Raw genomic sequence first — 25606 nt, forward strand, 5'->3', positions numbered from 1 at the left:
CCAGTTTTCATTCCGCTTCTTCCAGCGCCTCTTCCCGCGGATAAACGCGCACAAGCACGATCCGCGGCCCCTTCATTTTCTTGACCACGATATCGAAGCGGTCGAACTCGACGCGCTGCCCTTCCGAGGGCAGATCGCCGAGCGCATTGATGACGAGCCCGCCGACCGATTCCGCGCGACCTTCATCGATATCGATGCCCAGCGCCCGCTCCAGCGACACCACCGGCAAGCTGCCCTTGCCCATCAGCGTGCCGTCGTCCATGCGCGACCAGTCGGCATCGCCTTGACGGAACTCGTCGTGAATCTGGCCGACGAGCGCGCCGAGCAGATTATCGAGCGTGATGAAGCCGATCGGTTTCGCGCCCTTGCGCCCGACGATCGCCAGATGCGGCGCGCCCTTGCGAAAGCGCCGGAACAGTTCGAGCGCCGACAGATTCGGCGCCACGTACTGCACCGGACGCACGTGCTGCGACAGCTTGTCGAGCTTCTCGATATCTTTCGAGAACGCGAAATTGAACCCGCGGCCGCCATCGCCCGCAAGCAGCAAGTCCTTCAGATGGATCATGCCGATCACGCGTTCGCCCGATGCATCCGCGAACAACGGATAGCGCGAAAAACGATGCCGCGAAATAACGGCCAGGTTGTCGCGCATCGGCAGGTCGTTGCGCAGGCCGACGAGTTCATGCGCCGGACGCATCAGGTCCGACACCGTCATGCGGCTGAAGTCGAGCGAATGCGCAATCGTGTTCCACTCGTCCGCGTTGTATGACGATTTGCCGCCGTGATGCCGCCCGCGCAGGATCAGCTTGAGTTCATCGGTGGAGTAATGCGCGTCGTGGCCGTGCTCCGCCGAGATGCCGAACAGCCGCAGCACGAAATTCGCGCTCGTATTCAGCACCCAGATGAACGGATACATCACCCAGTAGAAGCCATAGAGCGGCATGGCGAGCCACAGGCCGACCTGCTCCGAACGGCGGATGGCCCACGATTTCGGCGCCAGTTCGCCGACCACGATATGCAGGAACGAAATGACCGTGAACGCGAAGAACAGCGAGACCGAGTCGATCAGCTTCTCCGATTCCACGCCGATCAGCGCGAACAGCGGATGCAACAACGTGGCGAACGCCGGCTCGCCGATCCAGCCGAGACCGAGCGAAGCCAGCGTGATGCCGAGCTGGCAGGCGGACAGGTAGGCGTCGAGTTGCCCGTGTACCTTCGCGAGCAGGCGGCCGGGCAGGCCGTTGGTGCGCGCAAGCGCCTTGACGCGCGTGGCTCGCAACTTGACGAGCCCGAACTCGGCCGCGACGAAAAAACCATTCAAGGCGACGAGCAACAATGCGCCGATCAGCGCGACGACCTGAGCCAAAGCAATTCTCTTCGAAAAAGGAAACCGTCAGTATAAGAGTGACGGTTATTCGAAAGTAAAACTACATCCCCGCGACAGGCAGACGCACCGAGAGCGTGACCTCCGCGGCATCGACGATATCGCTGTGCTCGAACGCGCCGCCGTGCGCTTCCGCGACGCGCTTGCAGAGCGCCAGCCCCCACGCGATACGCCCGCCTTCGCGCGGCTCAAGCGCCTGCCGGCGCGCGAATGCTTCGAGCACGTGCGGCGAATTCGCGTCGCCGAGCGCCTTCGCGGACGCGGTGAAACGCACGTCCGTACGCCACATGCTGCCTTCGATGACACTCGATGCACGCACCGTCGTGCCGCCCGGACTCGCTTCGGCGGCGAACGCCAGCATCAGCCAGAGCGTTTGCAGCAGACGTTCGGCGTCGCCTTCGATCTGCTCTTCCGCAAGCGGCGAATCGATCTCGATGTTCACGCCACGCGCATTCGCGACGCTCGCGCGCGCCAGCGCCGCGCTTTTTTCGAGCAACGAGCGCAACGCGACCGGCGCAAGCGCCACCGAAAGCGCCTTGGTCTCGGCGCGCGTCGTATCGATGGATTGCTCGATCAGCTTCACCTGCTGCTCGACGCCCGAACGGATACCCGCGAGCGCACGCTGCGCGGCGGGATCGTTGGCGTCGACTTTGCGTTCGAGCACATAGCCCCAGCTATGGATGGCGTTGAGCGGACCGCGCAGATCGTGCGACACGACCGACAGCACGTGATCGCGCATGAAGAGCGCGGCCTCGGCACGCAGATGCGCGACGCGATCGGCGGCATCGCCCGGCGGATTCGATGCGCCCGCCGCCGGCGATACGATCAGCGTCACGCAATCGGCGCCCGGCAACGCGATGATTTCGAACGCGCGCGTTGCGCCGTCGTCACTGATGGTCACTTGCGCGCGGCGCGTGCCGTTGCCCGTGAGCGCGGCATCGGCGGCTTCGCTCAACACAGCCGCGAGCGGGCGCGGCAACAGCGTGTCGGCCAACATGCGGCCGGTGAGCGTGGCGGGATCGAGATCGAAGAGATGAGCAAAGACGGCATCGGCGGAGAGGCAGCGCTGAGCGGCGTCGAGCACCAGCACGCCGTCGTTTCCTGCGGCGGCCGCGTCGAAGGTCCTGACGCCTCCTGGCTCGACCGTACTGGAAAATGACGTTGTCACGGTTGTGGTCCTTGCGTGTAGCGATGTGGCGATGAATGTCGCGGAAATGCGAAGCGCTTCACAACTGCATTGCACGCATGTCTGCAGTAAGCGATGCGCCGCACGGACTAAGTCTGCGAGCCATTATATGTGAGCACCTACGGTGCATGCCGTGGACGCGCTCGCGTTCGACCCGGCGCGCCTTAGGGAGCAAACCGGGAGCAAACGGCGTGCTCGCTTAGCACGGTCGCGCGTTTTTCGACATCGCACTAAACCGTTGTAACCCCTTTTTAAATGGCGCGATTCAGCGTCAGCACATATCGCGCCTAAACCATATATGGCATTACCAGAAGCCTGATTCTTAAATGTCCGGTACAAAATCGGCTTAAAGCAGCGTGCTTTCCCTAAGCATTTTTTCCTTAAGGCGCAGCGTGGCTAAACAGGAATCGATCTTGCGCGAAGCCATGCTGCAAGGGGCGGCGCGCGTTTATCGCGATGAAAAATACTTAAAGGAAACGAACGGCGATTTTATTTTTCTCTTGCTTATTTTTTATGCGCTACCGTCCGCAAGAATTGCGAGAACGTGAGTTGAAGTTTTGAGTGCGTGCGTAGGCGAACATTCTCAGCTTACAGCTACCTATACCATTCCGCCTGACGAATGGCGCAATCGCGCAGCCGGCGCACACGACCGGCCTCGGCCACGGTGGCTTTCAAATCAAACTCTAACCGGTGACACGAGCACTATGACACGCGTCCAAAACGGCAAGCCCGCAACATTGCTCTCGGTGATCATCCCCGCGTACAACGTCGAGCACTTCATCGCCGCGTCGCTGGAATCCGCGCTCTCGCAGCCGCGTTCGGACGAGATCGAACTCATCGTGATCGACGACGGTTCCACCGACCATACGCTCGACCGCATTCTCGAAGTGCAACGCACCGACGCGGGCCGCCACATCCGCGTGATCCATCAGGAGAACCGGGGCGTGTCGGCTGCGCGCAATCGTGCGATCGCGGAAGCGACGTCGCCGTATATCGGCTTTCTCGATTCGGACGATGTCTGGTCGACCGACTTCACGCAAAAGATCATGCCGCTGCTCGACGCGAACACCGCGGACATCATCGAGTTCAATGTCGGCATCATCAACTCGGCGGGCAAGGTCATCGACAAGGTGAAGCTGATCGATCCCGCGACCATCGGCCCGCGTGCCTGCAATCTCGCCGCGCTGCTCGATTTCGCGCGCGTGTACCAAGTGTTTCCGGCGGCGCGCGTGTATCGGCGCGCGTTGTGGGACGGCATCGAGTTTCCGGCCGGCCGCGTGTACGAAGACGCCGCAGCCATTCCGCTCGTCTATGCGCGCGCCAAGTCGCTCTTCCGTCTGGACGACAATCTTTATTTCTATCGCCGCCGCGCGGGTAGCATTACCACGCGGGCGACGCCGTACACGGTCATGTCGCTCACGACCTGTGCGGAAGAAACCATGGAACGCTGCGACGGAGGGCCGCTCGATCCCTTCTGGCTCGCGATGTTCCACAAGGTCTTCTCATACGCATGCCACCAGGCGGCACGCGTGGATGCGCGTGCGTTCGCGGAATCGATCCGAACGGTCGAAGCCACCGCGGCGCACTATCGCGTTTTCGCGGCACATCGCACGGATACGCCGAAGGAGTTGCGCTTTCACAGAAAGGTCGTCGCCGATCGCCGCTGGTTCCAGGCCAAGCGCATGGTCAAGCGCGCGCTCGGTCTCGAGTTGCGTCCGCCCGCAGCGGCGCCGCGTGCGGTTCCCGCGGGGAATCTGCGCGGCCGTCCGTCCGCAGGCAGTCAACAATGATAAAAACGATGAGGCCAGTTCAGCATGCAGATCTATCCGATCAGGCCCGGCTTTACCGCCGGCGAGTCATTCGAACTCGCGGTGCAGCCGGGGTCCCGCTTTTCCATCGCGATCTACCATCAGGGCAATGACGAAACGCTGACGAGCGCGGGCGGCATTGTCGTGCAACCTGGCGGCGCCGTGCAGGCCGAACTGGTCAACGGCAGGACCGTGTTTCAGTCGCCGGGGCGCGTCGGACCCGTGAGTCACGATGGCGACTGGGGCTGGCCCACGATCACCATCAAACCGAATGTCGACGTGCTCGAAACGGGCGCCTATGTCGCGATTGCTTATGAAGTCGGTGCGAACGGCGCGCCGCTCACCGAGCTCGGGCGACGCGCCGCCGCGCACAAGGCTATCTTCGCCGGGCCGCCCGACAGCGACAGCATGGCGCTCGTCATCGCGCGGCCGAAGAAGCCTTCGGCGGATATCGCGTATATCGTGCCGATCAATACGTATCACGCATACAACTCGATGGGCGGCGGCTGCTATTACGGCGATCCGATTCATCGCACGCATCCGCAGACGACCGTGAGCCTGTTGCGTCCGGGCGGCGGTCTGGGCGCGCAACTCGGCGAGCCGACCGATCCGTACGATCCGCGTTCGCCGCGTCAGCAGTTCACACATTGGGATTCGAAGTTCATTCGCTGGCTGCGCGCGGAAGGCATTGCGTGTGACTTCTATACCGATCACGATCTGCATCGCGGCACGGATCTCAAGCTCGAAAACTATCGCTGCATGTTGAGCGTCGGGCACCATGAATACTGGTCGACGGAGATGCGCGAGCGCGTCGCGAAGTTCATCGCGCAAGGCGGCAATCTCGCGATCTTTAGCGGCAATACGTGCTTCCGTCCGATCGATTTCGGCGACGCCCGCATCGACGGCGACTACGCGGTGATGAACCGTCTCGGCGAGAAGTGGCCGGGGCACGACGAGTCGAATCTCATCGGCCTGAGCTACGCCTATGGCGGCGGCAAATATGGCGTATGGAAGCGATTGCGTGGCGGATGGATCAAGCGTGAACGCGAAGCGATCGGCTTCACGGTGCGTCAGGCGGATCATTGGGTTTTCGCGGGCACCGGCTTGTCCAACGGCCAGACGTTCGGCGCGCAGGATCGTCTCATCGGTTATGAAGTGGATGGCGTGCCGCCCGTGCCCAACGGCTTCGTGGCGCTCGCGGACACCGTGCCGCTCACCGGCTGGGACATGGGCGGCGTGGGCGCGATGGGCGTGTTCCAGCCCGATCCCGATGGCGGTCCCGCACAAGGTCTCGTGTTCAACGGCGGCACGACGGACTGGCCGCGCGTATTGATGGATGCCGAGGCCGAGAGCCGCGTGGTCGTCGATCAGATCACGCGTAACGTGGTGCGCAGATTCATCGGCTTGCCGCCGCGCCTGATTGCGCGCGTCGACACGATGTCGAACGATGCATCGACGAGATCGATCGAACCGGAGAAGGACAACGCTGCGGCGTGAATGAAGTAATGGCAGACGCACATGCACGTCGATAGGTCGTGCATATGCGCTGCTATTGTCCTACCAGCAGTTTGCGACATTTTCAATCGAACGATCGCGTCGAGAGTGGAAGCTTGCGTGTGCAAACCCACTGATGATTGCGTCTTTCTCTTGTTAAATGATCCCTGTAGTACACGTTGCGCCTTCGCCGGTTGCCATCGATGGCCGGAACCGGCGCATTTCGTATTGCAGCATTGGCACTTCGGCAACTACGCGCACCCGGAAGCTCGGCCAAGGCCTGGGCGCGCAGACCCCTTTGGCCGCGTACCGCATTGACGGCGAGACGCTCAAGCGAAACTATTCGCATATGGCGTTGTCACGCAAAGGCCCACCGCGTCGCGGCGAACCACGACGGTTCGCAATCTTGCGCCATTGTCATCTCGATCATGCAGTGCTCAAGCCGGGAAAAATTGTTCAATGGCTTCATTTAAGAAGAACTTCACGATTCTGATGACGTTGCAGGTATCCACATACCTCGCACCGCTCCTGACGCTGCCGTGGCTCGCGCGCGTCCTGGGCCCGAGCGAGTATGGACGCCTTTCGTTTGGTCTGGCCTTTTCCGCCTATTTCATTTCGCTCACGAACTACAGCTTCTCGCTGACGGCCACGCCCAAGGTTTCGATCAACCGCGAAAGCCGCGAACTGCGCTCGCAGGTGTTCTGGGAAACGATCCTTACGCAGGCCGCGCTCGCTGTAGCGGGTCTCTTCGTGATCGTCGCGCTGACGTCCTTCATTCCCTATCTCGAAGAGAATCGCTGGCTGCTGTTGATCGGCTATGGTCAGGCCGTCGGCGCGATGCTGATTCCCACGTGGTACTTTCAGGGCATTGAAGATCTCGGTGTGTTGAGCGTGCTCGTGTTCCTCGGCCGCGCGCTTAGCATTCCGGCGATGTATCTCTTCGTGCGTCACCACGACGACGTCGATATCGCCATGGCGGTGAACGCACTCGTGCCGTTACTTTCGGGCATCGCAATTTGCACGTATTTGTATTTTCGACGTGAGCTCAACTTCGTGCGCGTGTCGCTGAAGACGATCATCGCTCGTCTGAAGGAAGGCTGGAGCGTGTTCATTGCTACCTCGCTCGTCGACATCTACGCCTCCAGCAATATCGTGTTGCTCACGTTCATCTCGGGCAACGTCGCGGCCGGATACTTCGCCGCGGGCGACAAACTGATCCGTGCGGCATTGAATATGCTTCAGCCACTCAAGACGGCGGCATATCCGCGCGTGAGCTTCCTCATGCACCACGCACGAGAAGACGCCTTCGCGTTCCTGCGCAAGATGTTCGTGCTACAAGGTTCGATCGTTTCGTTGATCTCGCTGTGCATCTTCTTCGGTGCGCCGCTTGCCGTAAAGCTCTTGTATGGGCCGCAGTTCTTGCCTACGGTAGATGTATTGCGCTGGATGGCTTTCGTGCCGCTGATGGTCGGATTGTCGGATTTGTTCGGCGTTCAGACGATGCTTCCGCTTGGCATGAAGGCGCAGTTCAGCCGCGTGCTGATTGGTTCGGCGGTGCTGAATTTTGCGCTGCTTGCCGTGCTGGCGAAGTACTTCGGCGAGCTGGGCGCGGCAGCGACGGTGTTGATTGTCGAGACGTGCGTGGCGGCCGCCATGGCCTATACGTTGCATCTGCAGGGTGTGCCTTTTCTTAAGCGCCCGGTTCCCGAAGAAGCCGGCTCGGGCACGTGACAAGGATATGTGACTTGCCTATCCTAATCCGCCAGATTCGCTGTCTGGCGCACGTCATGCCGCAAAGTACGCATGATATAAAAGCAGCACGTATTCGCTTCAATGATTCCGCCTCAATGCTTCGACCCGCCTGTTTTGCCGTTGCAATCGCAAGCAAAGCGGCGTGGCACCGGTACTGTGCGCAGCCGCGCTTTCGATCGCGCTCTACTCCAGAAGTTGCGTCCTTGTATGTGACTTAGCGCACGGACCCGAATGAATAGAGCCGATATCGTAATGGTACGAACAGTATCTATTTAAGCGAGCAGTGGAATGGAGTCATGGGACATGTCGATCGAACGCGTGCAGAAACTCGTTGAACAGGCAGAGAGCCTGCGCATGCAGTCGGTCGCGGTCCCGATCAAGGATTTAAAGATACTTCTGCAGATTTGCGAAGCGGTGATTGCTCAGCAGAATTCTCCGCTGCCCAATAATCGTAATGAAACCGCCACACCAGAGTAAAGCATGAAGTCGACGATGTCCCGGGCACGGACAGGAAAGTGCTCAAGCTAGGTCCAAGGGGCCTCGCTTTGAGAAGCTAAAAAATGTTTGACCAATCGGGGTTTGCGTCACGCGATCAGGCTGGCCGCGCTTTCACGGCTTGCCTCTGCCTCATCGGCGCGGCGCAAGTAGCTCTTCGCCAAGACCGACACCGTGGCGCCCAACAGGCTAGCCAGCTTGTCCGGGTGCTCGCAGCAAGAGAATTCCAGGCTTGATGCTCAAGCTTGACGGGGGTTCCTCGCAGACGTGTGCGCAAGGAACGAGTAATGCTTGGGTCGGATCGCGTGTGTATTTATCGGGTATATGAAAGTTCGCTCGGTTAGTACTCCGACACGCCTATCCCGGCTTCTTTATGTGTTCCTTGCAGGTGGGTAAGCGCCCTCCCGCCCTGCATGCATTTGCCGTGCTTGAAAAGTGTGATGTCTCTAACCCATAACCATTAGGCCGCTTCCTTCTCATAGCGTTTGCCGCGGGGCGTTCGGCATTTCGCCAATCGAAGAGTTCAAATATGAAAGAGATCGTACATATAACCGAAGCTTTTGGAGGCGGGGTGCTATCGATGCTGACCCAGCTTTCTAACCGTGCAGCGGCGGCCGGAGTCGGCGTGACGATCCTTCATTCGATCAGGCAAGAAACACCCAAGAATTTCCTGAAGCTCTTTCATCCGGCGGTAAAGCTAACCTACGTCAGCATGTTCCGCGAGGTCAGCATCAAGAACGACTGGACGAGCCTCTGGAACCTCGTGAGCAAGCTCAAGGAATGCGATCCGTCGGTCGTGCATCTTCATTCGTCGAAGGCCGGCGTGCTGGGACGCGCCGCCGCGCGCATCGCCGCACCGAATGCGCGCGTGTTTTATTCCCCGCACGGCCTTGCCTTTTTGCGGCGCGATGTGTCGCCCGCCAAACAGTTCGCCTATCTCAGCTTCGAGCGCATTGCCGCGCGTATGGGCGGCACTATCGTCGCGTGTTCGAAGAGCGAGCAGCGCGAGATCGAAACGAAGATGCACACCCGTACAACGCGCATGATCGAAAACGGCGTAAACGTCACGGAAATTCCGCCGCGCATTGAGCGCCACGCGGGCGAAGTGTTGATCGGTATGAGCGGGCGCGCGTCTTATCAGAAGAATCACGAAGCGTTCATGCAGCTTGCCGTGGATCTGCACAGCCCGTCCGTGAAGTTTCTGTGGATCGGCGGCAGTCTCGAAGAGTTGCCCGGCCAGATGCCCGGCGACACCGTGTCGTGCAGCGGCTGGGTCACACGCGAGCGTGCGCTCGAACTCACTTCCGAACTCGACATCTACGTACAGACTTCACGCTGGGAAGGAATGCCGATCGCGCTGATCGAAGCGCAGGTCGCGGGTATCCCCGCCGTCGTCACGGACGTGGTCGGCAATCGCGATGTGGTGCAGCATGGCGTGACAGGCTTCGTCGCCTCGCGTGTGGAAGACATGGCCAAGTACATCGCACTTCTGCGCGACGACCCGCAACTGCGTGCGCGCATGGGCGTTGCCGCAAGAGAATCCGCCAGCAAGCGCTTTTCGATGGATGCGATCTTTCGCCAATGGCTTTCCGTTTATCAGCTCGGCTCCGACAAGTACACGCGCGAGACGCTCGGTGCAAACGAAGTCGCATCGTATGAAACCAGCTCCGATTCTCAGTTCTAACGCCTCGACTATGGATACCTCCATCGCCACGAACAAGCTCGTCTATAACGGCCGCTTCACGAGCCAGAAGACCACTGGCGTGCAGCGGGTCGCGCGCGAACTCGTTGCCGCACTCGGACAATTGCCGCAAGGCTCGCACGTCACGCTCGCGGTGCCGCCGCAGAACGGGCTCGATCCCGTGCAGGGCGTCGATAACGTCAAGCTCGGTTTCGGCAAGGGCGTGTTCTGGGAACAGCTCGTTCTGCCGCTCTTCGCGGGACGCTCGCGCATTGTGAACCTGTCCAACTCGGGCTCGATCTTTCGCGCGAACCAGATCATCTATATGCACGATGCCGCGGTGTTCGATACACCGTCGCACTTCTCGTGGAAGTTTCGTACGTGGTATCACGTGATGTTCTGGATTCTCGCGCGCACATCGAGTTGCGTGCTGACGAACTCGCAGTTCTCGCGCGACCGCCTCGCGCATCATGTCGGCGTGCCGCCGGAACGCATCGGCGTGGTGCCGCTCGCGGCGGATCATCTCGATCACGTCACGCCGGATGCATCGGTGATCGATGAACTGAAACTCACGAAGAACCGTTACGTGCTCGCCGTCAGCAGCATGAATCCGACGAAGAATTTCCAGCGGCTCGTCGAGGCCTTCAGGCGTCTGAACGATCCGTCGATCGATCTCGTGATCGTCGGTATGAAGAATGCCGCGATCTTCGGCAAGGCGCACGATCTTTCCGATGCACCGAATATCAAGCAGGCAGGCTATGTCAGCGACGAAAAGCTGAAGGCGCTTTATCAGCATGCCGCCTGCTTTCTTTATCCGTCGATTTACGAAGGCTTCGGCATTCCGCCGCTCGAAGCCATGCGCAATGGCTGTCCGACGCTCGTCGGCCGCGCGGCTGCCTTGCCGGAAACGTGCGGCGATGCATCGATCTATTGCGACCCGTATTCGGTAGATGATATTGCCGCCAAGTTGCGCGAGCTGCTCGATTCGCCCGAACTGAGCGACGATCTCAAGCGCCGCGGCCTCGCGCATGCCGAGCGATTCCGCTGGACCGAAAGCGCGCGCCTGATGATGCAGTTCATCGACAAGCCGCAATGACTTGCGATCCCGCGAACGGCAACGGAGAAAATCAGTGAAGGTAGGAATTTATTGCGACTCGGGTATCAACGGCGGCCACGAGGAAATGCTCAAGCGTTTCATGCTGGCGCTCGTCGCGAGTGCGCAGTTCGACACCTTGCACATTCTCGTCCCGCATGCGAACGAAGCGCTCTTTCGCTATGTGAGCGAACTGTCGGCCGCGCATCCGAAGGTCAAGGTCATCGGTCTTTCCTACACGGCGGAATCGATCCGCGGTAATGTCTTCGCGCTGCTGCGCATGGTCCGCTCGACGGCGGCGAGCTTGCGCGCGTTGCGGCTCGACAAGCTGGTCATCGCTCAAGGGACGATTGCATCCGGTCTCGCGGGGCTTTTTGCCGCGCGCTATGCGCGCACTGTTGCGGTGAGCTATCTTCCGCTCGTCGACGATGCGCCGGTCAATGCGGGCCGCGCCGAAAAAATCAAATGGCTCGTGAAGCGCGTACTGTATCGCGTGCCGAATGAATACATCACGTTGAATGAGCATCTGCGCGGCAAGCTTAAGAAGCTCGCGCCGGGCGCAGGCGCAATGATCCTCGAAAATTATGTCGATGATCGCTTCAGCCATTCGACGCTGACCAGGCAAGGCGCACGCGCAACGCTCGGCTTGCCCGACGACGGCACGACGATCATCGCGCATATCGGGCGTCTGAACTTTCAGCAGAAGCGTCAGGACTTTCTGATGCAGGCGATCGAACGTCACGCCGATGCATTCCGCCGCACACTCGTGCTGATCGTCGGCGAAGGTCCCGACGATGCGCGCTTGCGGGCTCTTATCGCCGCGAATCCGGCGTTGTCCGCATGCGTCAGGATGGTCGGACCGCAGAAGGATGTGCTGCCGTATATCGTCGCCGCCGATACGCTCGTGCTGCCTTCGGCCTATGAAGGCGTGCCGCTCGTGATGATCGAAGCCGTGCTTGCACAGCGGCCGATCGTCGTGTCGCGTGTATCGGGGCTCGATTCGTATCTTCCCGATGCGCTGCTCTTCCCGGCACAAGATCACGACGCCTTCGTCGCGCGTATCTTCGCGGCCCGCGATCTTCCGCTCGCCAAATTGACCAGCGAGTTTCGTCGACGCTTCTCCCGCGAAGCCTTCGATGCGCAGGCGCAGAACGTCCTGCTGCAAGCAGACGCCCCGCGCAGCGCGGGCGCTCAGGTCGTACCCAAACACTCCGACGTGCTGGCCAAGTAACGGCGCGCACCTTTTTTCGAGGGCTGAACGTCGATGCGAACTTTGGTGGTCGCAGCATCTGTCTTTGGCGCGCTGCTGTGCGCGTCTGTCCTGATCTTCGCACGCAGCGGCACGCCCGACGCTTATCAAAGCAACCGCTCGGCCATTCCAAAAGCGGACGCCGCAACTTTGCCTGCGCCGAAGATTACCTGCGGAAACCGGTCGGCGAGCGTGTTTTATGGCATCGCTGGGCATCTGGAACATCGCGGCGCATATCGCATCAGCGACTACGACTTGCAGATTTCACAGCTTCGCGATCTCGGCGTCACGATGTACGCGCAGGATGTATCCAGCGAAGAAAGCGCGCACATGGTCGCGGATTTTGCACGCGCCGCGGCGAAGCAATGCGTCGGCGTGCTCGCGCTCGTGACGCCCTTCGAGCAGGAAAAGCGCGCGAACGAAAAAGAAACCTATGAGCGCGGCTATGCGCTCGGCAAGATCGCGGGGCGTGTTCTCAAGGGCCTTGTCACGTACTATCAGGTCGGCAACGAGTACGACAACTGGACGATCCTCGGCGACGACCGCAGCGGCGAACATCCGTCGGACTACGACAACGCGCGGTTCATGAAGGCGCGCGGCTCGATACTCGGGCTCATCAAGGGCATCCGCGAGACCAACCCCGACGCAAAAATCCTGCTCACGTCATTCAGCTGGCTTCACTACGGCTTCACCGACATGCTGTATGCCGGCACGCAGCCGGACGGAACGCGCGGCCATCCGATTCCGCAATGGGATATCACGGCCTGGCACTGGTATTCGAACATGGGATCGATCACGGCGGCAGGCGGCAACAAGGTCAACGTGCTCGAACGCCTACGCGACAGCTACGGCAAGCCGATATGGATCACCGAATACGGCGTGCGGCCGAATCATGAAGATCCGGGCGGCTATCTCGTGGGAAATGACGCATTGAAGGGCTTTGTATCGCTCGCCAAAACATACAACATTCAGAACGTGACGTTGTATGAGCTTTACGACGATGAGCGCTTCGGCGGCGACGGCAATTACGGCGTGATTCACGACGATGGTAAAACGCGCAAGGCGCGCTTCGACACCGTGCGCGATTTCATCAAAGCGAACCCGATGCCTTAAAAGTTTCTTTCGTTTGGTGCTACAAAACAAGCACGCGCGAAACCGCCGATTATCGCGCAAAGCGGCCGCAGCGCAAGTGCCATGCCCGCCCTAGCAGACCGAGTAACGTTCGCTACTTAACAGACGCGGAGAGTTGACGACCGGAAGATAGCTTTGACGCTATTTATTCCGGACGTCTCGTGTTGTTTTGCAAGCGATTCGTAGCAGGATTCGCAAGCGTAAGACTGAATTCTCAAGGCGCGGAATCGAGGCACGGAGTGTGCTTTGTTGGGTTAATGGATTGCACCCGGACGAGCCCTCGTATTCCGTCAATGCGAACCCGAAGCGCCTCGCGCTTCTCTCGTTGATTACGCTCGTTGATTAATGAGCTTCTCGCGTCTAAGTCTTGATGTTCCAACGGCCATGCGCCGGATCAACAACACGTAAGCCGCACCGCGGACATGCCGCGCGGGCCGATGCTTCTTTTATGGCCCGAGAACACATGCTCAACTTATCGAACTGAGGACGGCGCCTTTGAACACCCTCTATGTCAACCCCGGCTCTTCGCGCCATGGCAAGGACGACGGTGAATTTACCGCGAGCGACATGCTCAAGCTCCTGCGCGATCACATCGGCATCCTCCTGCTCTTCGTCGCGGCAGCCGCCGCGCTTGCGAGCTCGTACGCGTTCCTCGCGAAGCCCGTCTATTCCGCCGATGTCGTCGTGCGCGTAGATCCGCCGGACCCGAACGCGCTCGGCATCGCACCGCAGAATCAGCAGCAGATGCAGCAGGCGCAGCAGACGATCAATCAGATCGCGCCTGCGGAAATTTCGGTGATGCAGAGCCGTTCGGTGCTGGATCCGGTGCTCAGGCAGTTCCACTTCGACATCAAGGTCAAGCCGAAGACGTTCCCGGTTCTCGGCCAGATAGCGGACCTGTTCGCCAAAAAGGGGCATCTCGCACCGGCATGGTTCGGCCTCGATACGTATGGCTGGGGCGGCGAGCAATTGCAGATCGGCCGTCTCGACGTGCCGCCCGCGCTCGAAGATCAAAAGCTCGACGTCGTGCTGCTCGACAATAACCAGTACGAACTGCGCGATCCCGATGGCGAGACCATTCTGCGCGGCACGGTGGGCCGTCCCGCATCGGCGAACGGCGTATCGATGCTTGTCGATCATGTCGTGGGCCGTCCCGGCATGCACTTCAACGTGACGCGTCTGAACACGCTCGACGCCATCGCGTTGATGAAGAAGTCGATGAAAGTCGCCGAGTCGACGAAAGACACGGGCGTCGTGCAGATTTCCTTCAACGCCGATGACCCGCAACTCACGGCCGATGTCGCCAACGCGCTCGGCCAGGCGTATTTGAACTCCGCGATCTCGAGCCGTCAGGCCAACGACACGAAGACGCTCGAATTCATTCGCGGAGAATTGCCGCGTCTCGAGCGCGATCTGAAGCAAGCCGAAGGCAACCTGAGTGCGTTCCGCGCGAAATCGCAATCGGTGCAGCCGATCAACGAAGCGCAGGCTTACTTGCAAGGCAGCATCGTGTCGATGCAACAGCTCGCCACGCTGAAACTTCAGCGCACGCAGGCCTTGCAGCGCTTCCAGCCCGACAGCCCGCAAGTGCGCAATCTCGACGAGCAGATCTCGCAGCTCGAATCGTCGAACAAGCAGATTCAGTCGCGCTTCGACAGCATGCCGGCGTCCGAACGTCAGAACGCGGAGCTTACGCGTGATGCGCGCGTGGCCGAGACCATCTACATGGGCATGGTCAACAAGGCCGAAGAATTGTCCGTGCGCCGCGCGAGCACGAGCGGCGGCGCGCATATCGTCGATAACGCGCTGCGCCCGTATCAACCCGTGAAGCCGAACAAGCCGCTTGTGATCATCGCGGGAACGGGGCTGGGCTTTTTCATCGGCACGTTCTTCATTTTCCTGCGCCGCCACGCAATGATCGGCGTGACCGATCCGATGTTCGTCGAACGTCGCCTGTCGGTGCCGGTGCTCGGCGAAGTGCTCTATAGCCGCCAGCAGTTGATGCTCGATCACGAGATAGCGGCATCGCCGGTGGAGCATGCGTCGCTCGGCTATACGGGCGCGCAGAGCCGCGTCGAGCCACGCGCGCTGTCTTATGTCGACGCGCCGCAACACGATGCCTTCGCGATGCCGCATGTACCCGACTCGAATCGCGATGCGCGCGTGCTTGCATCGCGCTATCCGCACGATCCGGCGGTCGAAGCGCTGCGCGCGGTGCGCACGGAGTTGTACCGCGATCTCGCCAATGCGCCCAACAATATCGTGATGCTGACCGGGCCGATTCCGTCGGCGGGCAAGAGCTTCGTCGCCGCGAACCTTGCGGTGCTGCTCGCGGAAATCGGCTTGCGCGTATTGCTGATCGATGCGGACATGCGGCGCGGCCATATCGCTTCGTTCTTCAAGCAATCGAATCCGGGCGGTCTCGCGGAAGTGCTCAAGGGCGACATGGCGCTCGGCGATGCAATCCGCTATGTCGGCGTGCCTGGACTCTCGCTGATGTCGTGCGGCGGCTATCCGGAGAATCCGTCCGAGCTGCTGATGATGCCGGGCTTCCGCGATACGCTCGCGCGCATGAGCGAACAGTTCGATCTCGTGCTCGTCGATACGCCGCCGTTCCTCGTCGTCACGGATGCCGCGATCGTCGCGAGCGATGCCGGCTCGACCGTGCTCGTGTTGCGCTCGGGCATTCAGAGCGAACAGGAGATCGAGGACACCGTGAAGAAGGTGCAGCGTGCGGGCGGCAGGCTCGTGGGTTCGGTCTTCAACGCGATTCCGCGCCGGGCGAGCAACCGTCGCGCCTATGGCTACGCGGCCGCTTATACGAGCACGTTCAAGGCGAATTGATGCGACGCGCAGGGAACGACCATAAACGAGGAACGGGCACACGTACCCATCGACGATGAAAGAAAAAGCGGCTCTGACCGACCTCTACTACAGGATCTGGGCCTTCGCGATGCCGGTGACGTCGTTCCTCGTCGCGCCGTCCATTCAAGGTACGACGATCGGCTATCTGATGTGCTTCCTCTCCGTGCCGCTCGTGTTGCTGTTCGGCGGCAACGCGCGCAAGCATTGGCTGCACTTCCTGGGCGCGGCGATCGTCGTGTGGCTGCTGATGTTCTGCACCTCGCAGCTCGCGGATGTCATGGCGCCCTTCGATCCCGACTTCAGCAAGGTCGTGCTCGTCGACGAGACCGATCCCATCACGTTCATTCTGCGCAAGAGCATGTTCACGCAGTCGATTTACGTGGCGGCCGTCGTGCTCTATGCGGCTTACGTGTACTACTACTACAAGCCGACCTGGGACCAGTGGATCCTCGCGGCCATCACGTTGCTGGCGTTGTACGGCATGTTCGAAGTGGCCTACTTCGTCGCGACCGGGCAGCCGGGCGATTTCATCTCGAACCGCGGTTTCGGCGATCAATTCGGCCGTGGCGTCGTGCGTTCGGACGGTACGGTGAACGGCAGCTCGTTTCAGCAGATCGACGTGAAGGGTTTCCCGATTCAGCGTCTGAAGGCGCTGACCGGCGAGCCTTCCATGTATGCGATGTCCGTCTTCCCCTTCTGGGTCTATTTCAACGCGACTTCTCGCGTGCGCTGGCCGGTATGGGTCATTGGGCTCTCGCTCGTGATGACGACATCGTCGACGGTGCTGATCGGCTACGCGGTGTATCTGCTGATCCGCGTGCGCAAGCTCGGCATCAATCCGATCAAGGCGCTCATCGGCCTGTTCGTGCTGTGCGTGATTGCGTATATCGCGCAGGACTATATCGCCGATCTCTTCAAGCAGATGGTCACCGACAAGCTCGAACAGAAGACCGAATCGGGCTCGGATCGCGCGCTGCTGTTCCTCGAATCGTTGCGGTTGTGGGCGCATGCGTCGCCGCTCAATCAGTTGTTCGGCATCGGCTTCGGCTATATTCGCTCGACCGATCTGTTCTCGACGCTGCTGGTCAACACCGGCGTCGTCGGCACGATCTTTATCAGCGCGCTGATGCTCTATCCCGCGTTCAAGCTCGACTGGGACACGCGCGGCATGGCGCTGCGCCAGTGCTGCGCCGCGACCTGGACGATGATGATGGTCTCCGTGCCCGAGTTCGCCTATCTCGCGCCCTGGACGCTGATCGCGCTGGCTTACTTACGCGTGCGGGCGCTCAAGCTCGCGCGGGAACGCAATCACCAATACGCGGCGGCGGGCGCGATGGAAGATTCGCAGAGCGGCGCGACTATCGGCACGGCGATCGGCCGACATATCAGGCCGGATGTCGCACCGCGTATCGGCTCGCGCTTCGGCCCGCGCGGACCGCATTTCTAAAGACCTTCCTTGAGGGCGGCGCATGACGTGCGCCGCCTGCTTCCCTGCGACGTTCTACAATATTGGTTTCGACCACCGGCTCATCCATCACCAATGCTGATGACCGGGCAACCAGGGAGCAACCATGCCGACAGTCACGACCGATTCCGGTCTCAAATACGAAGACCTCACCGTGGGCGAAGGCAGCGAAGCCGTCGCCGGCAAGACCGTCAGCGTGCATTACACGGGCTGGCTCACCGACGGCCAGAAGTTCGATTCGAGCAAGGACCGCAACGATCCGTTCGCCTTCGTGCTCGGCGGCGGCATGGTCATCAAGGGCTGGGATGAAGGCGTTCAGGGCATGAAGGTGGGCGGGGTGCGCCGTCTCACGATTCCGCCGCAACTCGGCTATGGCGCGCGCGGCGCGGGCGGCGTAATTCCGCCGAACGCCACGCTCGTGTTCGAAGTGGAATTGCTCGACGTCTGAGCGTACCCGCATGAGCGCGCTGCTGCCTCGTCCCGCTGTGTCGCTGCGTCGCTATGAAGCGACGCGGGCGTCGGAAGTGCACGACTTTCATCAGATCGTGCTCGGCATGGACGGCTCGATGGAAATGGCCGTCGATGGCAACGGCGCGCGCATCGACTGCGGCGGCGCGTGGATCATTCCGGCGGGCGCGTGTCACGCGTACTGGGCCGACGGCGATAACCGCCAGCTCGTGCTCGATCTGCCCGCCACTTCCATCGCGGTGCCCGAGCGCTTCTTCGAACGCGCACGCGCTATCGCAATCGATCCGACGATGACGCGACTCGTCGCCGATGTCGCGCGCCACGTGCATATCGGCGACGCGCGCGCGTCCGAGCGTTTCGCGTGGCAAGCCGCCGCGCATTTGTGCGGCGCGCTCATGCACGATAGCCGCGATGCCGCGCTCGATGCCGCGCTCGATGCATTACGCGGTCTCGACTTCGCGCGCATCGACCGATGGTTGCGTTTGCATCTTTCGGAGCCGTTGCGTATCGCCGATCTCGCCGCGCACTGCGGCTTCGGCATGCGTCGTTTTCATCAGCTCTTCAACGAAGCGTTCGGCGAAACGCCGCATCGCTATCTGCATCGTCTGCGGCTCGATACATCGCTCACGCTGCTCGCCGATCCGCGCATCACGCTGACCGATATTGCGCTCGATGTCGGCTTCGCCGATCAAAGCGCATTCACGCATGCGTTCACGCGCCGCTTCGGCATCGCACCGGGCCAATGGCGCGCGAGCGCAAGCACGACGCCGCGCGCGCATTAGTTCAGGCCGCGCTCCAGATCGGCGCGGATATCCGCCGGATTCTCCAGTCCCACCGCAAGACGAATCAGCCCTTCGCGTATGCCCGCCGCTTCGCGCACTTCGGGCGTCAGGCGTCCGTGCGTCGTCGTGGATGGATGCGTGATCGTCGTGCGCGTATCGCCGAGGTTGCCGGTGATCGAACAGAGCTTCGTGCCGTCGATCACGCGCCACGCGTTCGCGCGCTGCTGTTCCTGCGTGTCGCCCTTGAGTTCGAACGACAAAATCGCGCCGCCCGCTTTCTGCTGCTTCTTCGCGACTTCGTATTGCGGATGCGATTCAAGCCCCGGATAAAACACGCGCGCAACGGCCGGATGCGTTTCGAGCCAGCGCGCGATCTCCAGCGCATTCGCCGATTGCTTCTCCACGCGCAGCGGCAACGTCTCCATGCCCTTCAGCAAGACCCACGCATTGAACGCGGACATCGTCGGGCCGGCGCTGCGCACGAAGGGAAACACCGTCTCCATGATGAAGCGCTTCGTGCCGACGAGCGCGCCGCCGAGCACGCGCCCTTGTCCGTCGAGAAACTTGGTGGCCGAATGCATCACGACATCCGCGCCGAGTTTCAAGGGCTGCTGCAAGGCCGGACTGCAAAAACAGTTATCGACGACGAAGAGCGCGCCCACGGCATTCGCGATCTTGCCGATCGCCTCGATGTCCGCGATCTCCGTCAACGGATTCGACGGCGTTTCGAGGAAGAACATCTTCGTCTCGGGCCGCACGGCAGCTTGCCATTCCTCCGGGCGCGTTGCATCGACGAACGTGGTCGTGATGCCGAACTTCGGGAAGATCTGCGTGAACATGCCGATGGTCGAGCCGAACAAGCTCTTCGAACTGACGATGTGATCGCCCTGCTGCATCGACGCCATCACGACCGACAATATCGCCGACATTCCCGATGCCGTCGCCATGCACGCCTCGCCGCCTTCGAGCGCGGCAAGGCGGTTCTGAAACATGGTGACGGTCGGGTTGGTGAAGCGCGAGTACGTGTACGCCTCTTCGGCATTCTTGAAGCGCTCGGCAGCTTCGGCGGCGCTTGAAAAGCAGAAGCTCGATGTGAGAAACAGCGCCTCCGAATGTTCGTTGAATTCGCTGCGCAAGGTTCCGGCGCGTACGGCGACTGTGTCGAGACTCAGGTTGTCGTCCATGTTGTTCTCCCTTGTTCAAAGGCCCGGCCCCAAGCGCAAAAAAGCCCGCTCGTCACGATCGACGAAGCGGGCTCGTTCGGCACTGCGACGAAGCGCGTTAGTAGCGCCTCATTCGACCGATAGTTGCAGATGCAATTGTGAGCGCGTCACGCCGCCCTCTTGCGCTTCGCTCGCCGCATCGCGGTCCGACTGCGACTGCGGCGCAAGACGCGCCGTCTCGATGCGATCGAGGTAATCGGTCGTCACGTCGCCGGTAATGTAGTTGCCGTCAAAGCACGAAGCCTCGAATTCCCTGAGGTTCGGATTGATGTCGCGAATCGCGTTCTTGAGATCCTCGACGTCCTGATACACGAGATGATCCGCGCCGATCATGCGCGCGACTTCTTCGTCGCTGCGGCCGTGGGCGACGAGTTCGCCGCGCGTCGGCATGTCGATGCCGTACACGTTCGGGAACTTCACCGGCGGCGCGGCGGACGCGAAGATCACCTTGTTCGCGCCGGCATCGCGGGCCATCTGCACGATTTCATGCGAAGTCGTGCCGCGCACGATCGAATCGTCGACGATCAGCACGTTCTTGCCCTTGAACTCGATGCCCATTGCGTTGAGCTTCTGGCGCACCGATTTCTTGCGCACCGCCTGCCCCGGCATGATGAAGGTGCGGCCCACATAGCGATTCTTGAAGAAGCCTTCGCGATACTCGACGCCGAGCTTCGCGGCGACTTGCATCGCAGCCGGGCGCGAGGAATCGGGGATCGGCATCACTACGTCGATCGGCACGTCCGGCAGCACGCGCTTGATCTTCTCGGCCAGATAGTCGCCCATGCGCAGGCGCGCGTTATAGACCGGCACGCCGTCGAGACACGAGTCCGGACGCGCGAGATACACGAGTTCGAAAATGCAGGGGTTGAGCGTCGGCTTGTCGGCGCATTGATGGCTGTGCAGGTTGCCTTCGCTGTCGATGAAAATTGCCTCGCCCGGTTCGACATCGCGCACGAACTCGAAGCCGATGCCTTCGATCGCTACCGATTCCGACGCCACCATCCACTCGACGCCCGTTGCCGTTTCCAGCTTGCCGAGCACGAGCGGGCGAATGCCGAACGGATCGCGGAACGCCACGAGTCCGTAGCCCGCGATCAGCGAAACGATCGCGTACGAGCCCTTCACCCGCCGATGCACGCCCGTGACCGCCTTCCACAGCGCGGCGGCGTCGAGTTGCAGGCCCGAACTCGCGAGTTGCAGTTCATGCGCGAACACGTTAAGCAGGACTTCGGTGTCGGACGCCGTGTTTATATGCCGGCGGTCGATGCGGAACATCTCGTCCTTCAGCTGCGTCCAGTTCGTCAGATTGCCGTTGTGCGCGAGGATGATCCCGAACGGTGCGTTCACGTAGAACGGCTGCGCTTCCTCCTCGCTCGAGGCGGAACCGGCGGTCGGATAACGCACCTGACCGATGCCGACGTTGCCCGGCAGGCTCCGCATGTTGCGCGTGCGGAACACGTCGCGCACCATGCCGTTGGCCTTGTGCATGTGGAAGTTATTACCGTTCGCCGTGGCGATGCCCGCTGCGTCCTGGCCGCGATGCTGCAGCAGGAGCAGGCTGTCATAGATCAGCTGATTGACGGGACTTTGGGAAACTACACCTACGATGCCGCACATGGCATGGTCCTTCAAAGAGTCGAAACGGGTAGACGAGGCGGTGCCGGCTCACGTCGGACACTTCTCTCGAAATTCGGCCGTACGAACTCACGCAGGGCCGAATCGAAGGGCATCTTCGAGCCGTCGCGTATCCCCGTGTAGCCGGCCGTTCGTCTATTGTGCGGCGTTTGGCGCCAGACCGCTTGAAGCGGGGGCCACGTGCACATACGCAGCGAGCGTATCGGGGAGCAGCGTTTTCAGTTCTCGCACGCCCTGCTCGGCCATGGGCCTAAGCAGCGCGTTGCGCCAGAAATCCTTTTCAGGCAGTTCGGTCAAGCCAGCCAGGGCGACCAGAATCACTACCAATATAGCCCCTCTCACGAGGCCGAACAGCAGGCCCAGCGAGCGGTCCACGCCGCGCAGGCCGGTCACTTCCGTGATGCGCGTGAGCAGCGACGACAGCACGCTCGACAGCAGCAATACCGCCGCGACCACCAGCACGAACGCCACGAGCCATTGCGTCAGCGCGCCGCCCGGCCAAGTCGCCGGAATATAGGGCACGACGAACCCGACGAAACGCCCGGCGATCAGAATGGCGGCAATCCAGCCAACCAGCCCGAACGCTTCGGCAAGCAGCCCGCGCCACATGCCACGCAACACGGACAGGCCGATCACGGCCATCACGGCATAATCGAACGCAGTAAACATCGGACGCTTAGTTCGATGCCGACCGGTTGCCGCCGCCGAGCCCGGCCTGGCGCACCTTCACGAGCGCAGCCGACGCCGACGCGCGATCCGGGAACGGTCCCGCCCGCAACAGCGAGCGCGTCGAGCCGTCCGACTGCTTGCGATGGTCGATATATGCAGGCACACCTGCGGCTTTCAACTTGTTGACCCAATTTTGCGCGGCCGTTTCGTCGTCGAACTGGCCGATTTGCAGCACGAAGCGGCTGCCGGCAGGCGACGAAGGCGTATTGGCGGCGGTGTTCGCGCTGGAGTCTTCGGAGGATTCGGTAGTTTGCGGCTTGGTGGCCTGATTGGCGACCGCGGCAGGCTTCGACGGCTTGGTGTCGGCCTTTGCTTCAGTCTTGGCTTGTTCCTTCGCTTCGGGCTTGGCCTGCGCCGTGGCGGCAGGCGCCGCGGCTTGCGGCTGCGTCACGCCCGCTGACACGCTGTCCGATGCGCCCGCCGTACCGTCATGCGCGACGCCGGCTTGCGTGTCGGCGTCGGTCGCGTCGCGCGACTGCTTGACGGCCGGTGCCGGGCGACTGGGGATATCGATGGAAATGTCGTCGGTGACGGGCTTCGGGCGGGAGTCGAGCACCATCGGCAGGACAATGACAGCGGCCAGTACCAGCGCAATCGCGCCCACCAGACGACGCCGGGCGCGCTGCTTCTCGGGCAGGGTCGGATCGAGCATCATGGCGTCTGTGTCGTGGCGCTCGCTGCGCTCCGACCTGCGCGTGCGACGTTCCGTGCGGACGGTATGACGCGTGCCGCGCGGAGAATCGGAATATGCGTCGCGACCGGAGTCGTCTTTCTTGCCGAACGAGAAAAGTCCCATGTATCGCTTGGTGCTGGACGGCAAACCGTCTCGGTGATGCTGCTCAGTTATGCCGCGATCGACGGTAGGCCATCACGCCCGCTACCGTGTAGAAACTGCCGAAAACCAAAATTCTATCATTTTCGGAGGCTCGATTTAACGCATCTTGAAAAGCGGCGGCAGGGGTTTCAAAGCACGAAACGCTGCTGTCGGGGCCGTCGTTGACTCCGGCATCGCGCAAGGAGGACTCCAGTTGCGCGGCCGAAGCGCCGCGCGGCGTCGGCAGCGCGGTGACGTTCCAGTGATCGATTTCGCCCTTCAACTGGCTCACCACGCCCTCGATGTCCTTGTCGCGCATTGCCCCGAACACCGCGTAGGTGTACGGAAAATAGCCCATATTGCCGAGGTTTTGCGCCAGAACCGCAGCGGCGTGAGGATTGTGGGCGACATCCAGAATGATCTGCGGCTTGCCCGGCAGCACCTGAAAGCGTCCCGGCAATTCGACGTTTGCGAGCCCAAGACGAATGTCCTGCGCCGACACCGGCAGCCGGTCGCGCAACGCTTCGAGCGCGGCCAGCGCCGCCGCCGTGTTGATCAGCTGATTCGCGCCGCGTAGCGCCGGATAAGCCAGCGCCGGACGCCGCTGTTCGCGGCCGAGATAGCTCCATTGCTGACGTTCGTTGCCCGGCTGCGCTTCGTAGCGAAAATCGCGGCCGACGAGCCAGAGATCCGCGCCGATCGCCTCGGCGTGATCGATGAGACTTTGCGGCGGCGACGGATCGCCGCAAACGGCCGGTTTGCCCGCCCGGAAAATGCCGGCCTTTTCGAAGCCGATCTTCTCGCGCGTGTCGCCGAGATAGTCCGTATGGTCGATGTCGATGCTCGTGATCACCGCGCAGTCCGTATCGACGATATTCACCGCGTCGAGACGTCCGCCGAGCCCCACCTCGAGAATCACGGCATCGAGCCCGCGCGAGGCGAACAGATGCAGGATCGCGAGCGTCGTGAATTCGAAATAGGTGAGCGTCACCGGCTCCGGCAGGCTCGCGCGCGCTTTTTCCACGGCCTCGAAATGTTCGAGCAGTTCGGCATCCGTCGCCTCGACGCCGTTAATGCGCGCGCGCTCGTTGAACGACAGCAGATGCGGCGAGGTATGGCAGCCCACGCGATAGCCCGCGCGCAGCAGGATGGTTTCGAGGATCGCGCAGGTCGAGCCTTTGCCGTTCGTGCCGCCGACCGTGATGACCGGGCATGCGAAGCTCAGGCCCAGCGCTTCCTTCACGCGCCCGATGCGCGCGAGGCCCATGTCGATGCCGACCGGATGCGCCGCTTCGAGATGAGCAAGCCAGGCGTCGAGAGTGGGGAAAGTGTTCATTTTTGAGATCGAGAAAACAAAAACGCCGCGCGGAACCGAAGGTTCACGCGCGGCGCGGCGCTACGATCGGTGCGACGTAGCCGAAGGCTCAGGCGACCGCGTCGGCGGGTTGACGCGTCATCAGCGCCATCAACTGGGCCAGCTCTTCGCGCATCTTGCGGCGATCGGTGATCATATCGACCGCACCCTTTTGCATCAGGAACTCGGCGCGCTGGAAGCCTTCCGGCAATTTTTCGCGCACCGTCTGCTCGATCACGCGCGGACCCGCGAAACCGATGAGCGCCTTCGGCTCGGCAATCACGACGTCACCGAGGAACGCGAAGCTCGCGGACACGCCGCCCATCGTCGGGTCGGTCAGCACGGAGATGAACGGCAATTTGGCGTCCGAAAGCCGCGTCAGAAGCGCAGTGGTTTTCGCCATTTGCATGAGCGAAAGCAGACTTTCCTGCATGCGCGCGCCGCCCGACGCCGTAAAGCAGATAAACGGCACGTTCTGCTCAAGCGCATTGCGCGCGCCGCGCACGAAACGCTCGCCGACTACGGAGCCCATCGAGCCGCCCATGAACGAGAACTCGAAGCACGCGACTACGCAGGGAATCGTGTGGATCGCGCCGCCCATGACGACCATCGCGTCGGTCTCGCCGGTGTCGTCCATCGCTTCCTTGATGCGATCCGGGTATTTGCGGCTGTCCTTGAACTTCAGCGCGTCGACCGGGACAACTTCCTGGCCGATCTCGTAACGGCCTTCCGGATCGAGCAGGCGGTCGAGGCGCTCGCGCGCGCCGATGCGCATGTGATGGCTGCACTTCGGGCAGACATGCAGATTCGCCTCGACGTCGTTGCGATACAGCACCGCCTCGCACGACGGGCACTTCACCCAAAGGCCTTCGGGAATGCCCTTGCGGCTTTTGGGATCGGTTTGCTTGATCTTCGGCGGCAGCAGTTTGTCGAGCCAGCTCATCGTTTTTCCTTGACTGATCGGGTGGCCGCGCAACGCGCCGGAATCGGGCGACGTT

The 25606-nt window shown here is 61.5% G+C and carries 21 protein-coding genes; 13 read left to right on the forward strand and 8 right to left on the reverse strand.

All coding sequences use genetic code 11. The annotated features are described in order from the left end of the window. Positions 1-7: 7 nt before the first annotated feature. Positions 8-1366 carry a hemolysin family protein gene (locus BRPE64_RS19945; RefSeq protein WP_016355345.1) on the reverse strand — a complete coding sequence of 453 codons (1359 nt, stop codon included), beginning with the start codon at positions 1364-1366 and terminating at the stop codon, positions 8-10. A 61-nt stretch (positions 1367-1427) separates the two neighbouring features. Then, complete coding sequence (locus BRPE64_RS19950) at positions 1428-2552, reverse strand: sensor histidine kinase (protein WP_144063456.1); 1125 nt, start codon at positions 2550-2552, stop codon at positions 1428-1430. A 410-nt stretch (positions 2553-2962) separates the two neighbouring features. Between BRPE64_RS19950 and BRPE64_RS33285 the strand changes: the two genes are divergently transcribed. The 13 genes from BRPE64_RS33285 (at position 2963) to BRPE64_RS20010 (ending at position 18853) form a co-directional block, all read left to right on the forward strand. Further along, complete coding sequence (locus BRPE64_RS33285; protein WP_016355347.1) at positions 2963-3118, forward strand: hypothetical protein; 156 nt, start codon at positions 2963-2965, stop codon at positions 3116-3118. A gap of 156 nt (positions 3119-3274) precedes the next feature. Next, entirely contained in the window at positions 3275-4360 is a 1086-nt protein-coding gene (locus BRPE64_RS19955) for a glycosyltransferase family 2 protein (protein WP_016355348.1), read from the forward strand. Positions 4361-4384: 24 nt separating this feature from the next. Next, on the forward strand, positions 4385-5875 hold the full coding sequence (locus BRPE64_RS19960; RefSeq protein ID WP_016355349.1) for a N,N-dimethylformamidase beta subunit family domain-containing protein: 1491 nt from the start codon (positions 4385-4387) through the stop codon (positions 5873-5875). Between the two features lie 456 nt (positions 5876-6331). Next, the gene (locus BRPE64_RS19965; protein WP_016355350.1) at positions 6332-7603 is read left to right on the forward strand and encodes a flippase; all 1272 of its coding nucleotides are present in this window, start codon (positions 6332-6334) and stop codon (positions 7601-7603) included. Positions 7604-7927: 324 nt separating this feature from the next. Next, on the forward strand, positions 7928-8101 hold the full coding sequence (locus BRPE64_RS33290; protein ID WP_016355351.1) for a hypothetical protein: 174 nt from the start codon (positions 7928-7930) through the stop codon (positions 8099-8101). A gap of 547 nt (positions 8102-8648) precedes the next feature. Next, entirely contained in the window at positions 8649-9803 is a 1155-nt protein-coding gene (locus BRPE64_RS19975) for a glycosyltransferase (protein ID WP_044042588.1), read from the forward strand. Between the two features lie 10 nt (positions 9804-9813). After that, positions 9814-10896, forward strand: coding sequence for a glycosyltransferase family 4 protein (locus BRPE64_RS19980; RefSeq protein ID WP_016355353.1), 1083 nt, complete (start codon positions 9814-9816; stop codon positions 10894-10896). Between the two features lie 34 nt (positions 10897-10930). After that, on the forward strand, positions 10931-12124 hold the full coding sequence (locus BRPE64_RS19985; protein ID WP_016355354.1) for a glycosyltransferase: 1194 nt from the start codon (positions 10931-10933) through the stop codon (positions 12122-12124). 45 nt (positions 12125-12169) lie between these two features. Next, a complete protein-coding gene (locus BRPE64_RS19990) occupies positions 12170-13255 on the forward strand; it encodes a glycosyl hydrolase (RefSeq protein WP_016355355.1) in 1086 nt (361 codons plus the stop codon). A 513-nt stretch (positions 13256-13768) separates the two neighbouring features. Further along, on the forward strand, positions 13769-16117 hold the full coding sequence (locus BRPE64_RS19995; protein WP_016355357.1) for a polysaccharide biosynthesis tyrosine autokinase: 2349 nt from the start codon (positions 13769-13771) through the stop codon (positions 16115-16117). A gap of 55 nt (positions 16118-16172) precedes the next feature. Continuing rightward, on the forward strand, positions 16173-17585 hold the full coding sequence (locus tag BRPE64_RS20000; RefSeq protein ID WP_016355358.1) for a hypothetical protein: 1413 nt from the start codon (positions 16173-16175) through the stop codon (positions 17583-17585). 124 nt (positions 17586-17709) lie between these two features. Then, complete coding sequence (locus tag BRPE64_RS20005) at positions 17710-18051, forward strand: FKBP-type peptidyl-prolyl cis-trans isomerase (RefSeq protein ID WP_016355359.1); 342 nt, start codon at positions 17710-17712, stop codon at positions 18049-18051. A 10-nt stretch (positions 18052-18061) separates the two neighbouring features. Continuing rightward, on the forward strand, positions 18062-18853 hold the full coding sequence (locus tag BRPE64_RS20010) for a helix-turn-helix transcriptional regulator (RefSeq protein WP_016355360.1): 792 nt from the start codon (positions 18062-18064) through the stop codon (positions 18851-18853). On the opposite strand, the gene BRPE64_RS20015 is transcribed toward BRPE64_RS20010, so the two are convergent. The 6 genes from BRPE64_RS20015 to accD all read right to left on the reverse strand — a co-directional run bounded on the left by BRPE64_RS20015 (position 18850) and on the right by accD (position 25551). After that, a complete protein-coding gene (locus tag BRPE64_RS20015; protein WP_016355361.1) occupies positions 18850-20037 on the reverse strand; it encodes an O-succinylhomoserine sulfhydrylase in 1188 nt (395 codons plus the stop codon). The two genes, BRPE64_RS20010 and BRPE64_RS20015, sit on opposite strands and share 4 nt — an antisense overlap. A gap of 108 nt (positions 20038-20145) precedes the next feature. Beyond that, on the reverse strand, positions 20146-21693 hold the full coding sequence (gene purF / locus BRPE64_RS20020) for an amidophosphoribosyltransferase (RefSeq protein WP_016355362.1): 1548 nt from the start codon (positions 21691-21693) through the stop codon (positions 20146-20148). A 153-nt stretch (positions 21694-21846) separates the two neighbouring features. Next, the gene (locus BRPE64_RS20025; RefSeq protein ID WP_016355364.1) at positions 21847-22380 is read right to left on the reverse strand and encodes a CvpA family protein; all 534 of its coding nucleotides are present in this window, start codon (positions 22378-22380) and stop codon (positions 21847-21849) included. 7 nt (positions 22381-22387) lie between these two features. After that, positions 22388-23236 carry an SPOR domain-containing protein gene (locus BRPE64_RS20030; RefSeq protein ID WP_016355365.1) on the reverse strand — a complete coding sequence of 283 codons (849 nt, stop codon included), beginning with the start codon at positions 23234-23236 and terminating at the stop codon, positions 22388-22390. A 43-nt stretch (positions 23237-23279) separates the two neighbouring features. After that, on the reverse strand, positions 23280-24590 hold the full coding sequence (gene folC, locus BRPE64_RS20035) for a bifunctional tetrahydrofolate synthase/dihydrofolate synthase (RefSeq protein ID WP_016355366.1): 1311 nt from the start codon (positions 24588-24590) through the stop codon (positions 23280-23282). Positions 24591-24678: 88 nt separating this feature from the next. Then, entirely contained in the window at positions 24679-25551 is an 873-nt protein-coding gene (gene accD, locus BRPE64_RS20040) for an acetyl-CoA carboxylase, carboxyltransferase subunit beta (protein ID WP_016355367.1), read from the reverse strand. Positions 25552-25606 lie beyond the last annotated feature (55 nt).

This window comes from Caballeronia insecticola (genome assembly GCF_000402035.1).
GTDB classification, from domain to species: Bacteria; Pseudomonadota; Gammaproteobacteria; order Burkholderiales; family Burkholderiaceae; genus Caballeronia; species Caballeronia insecticola.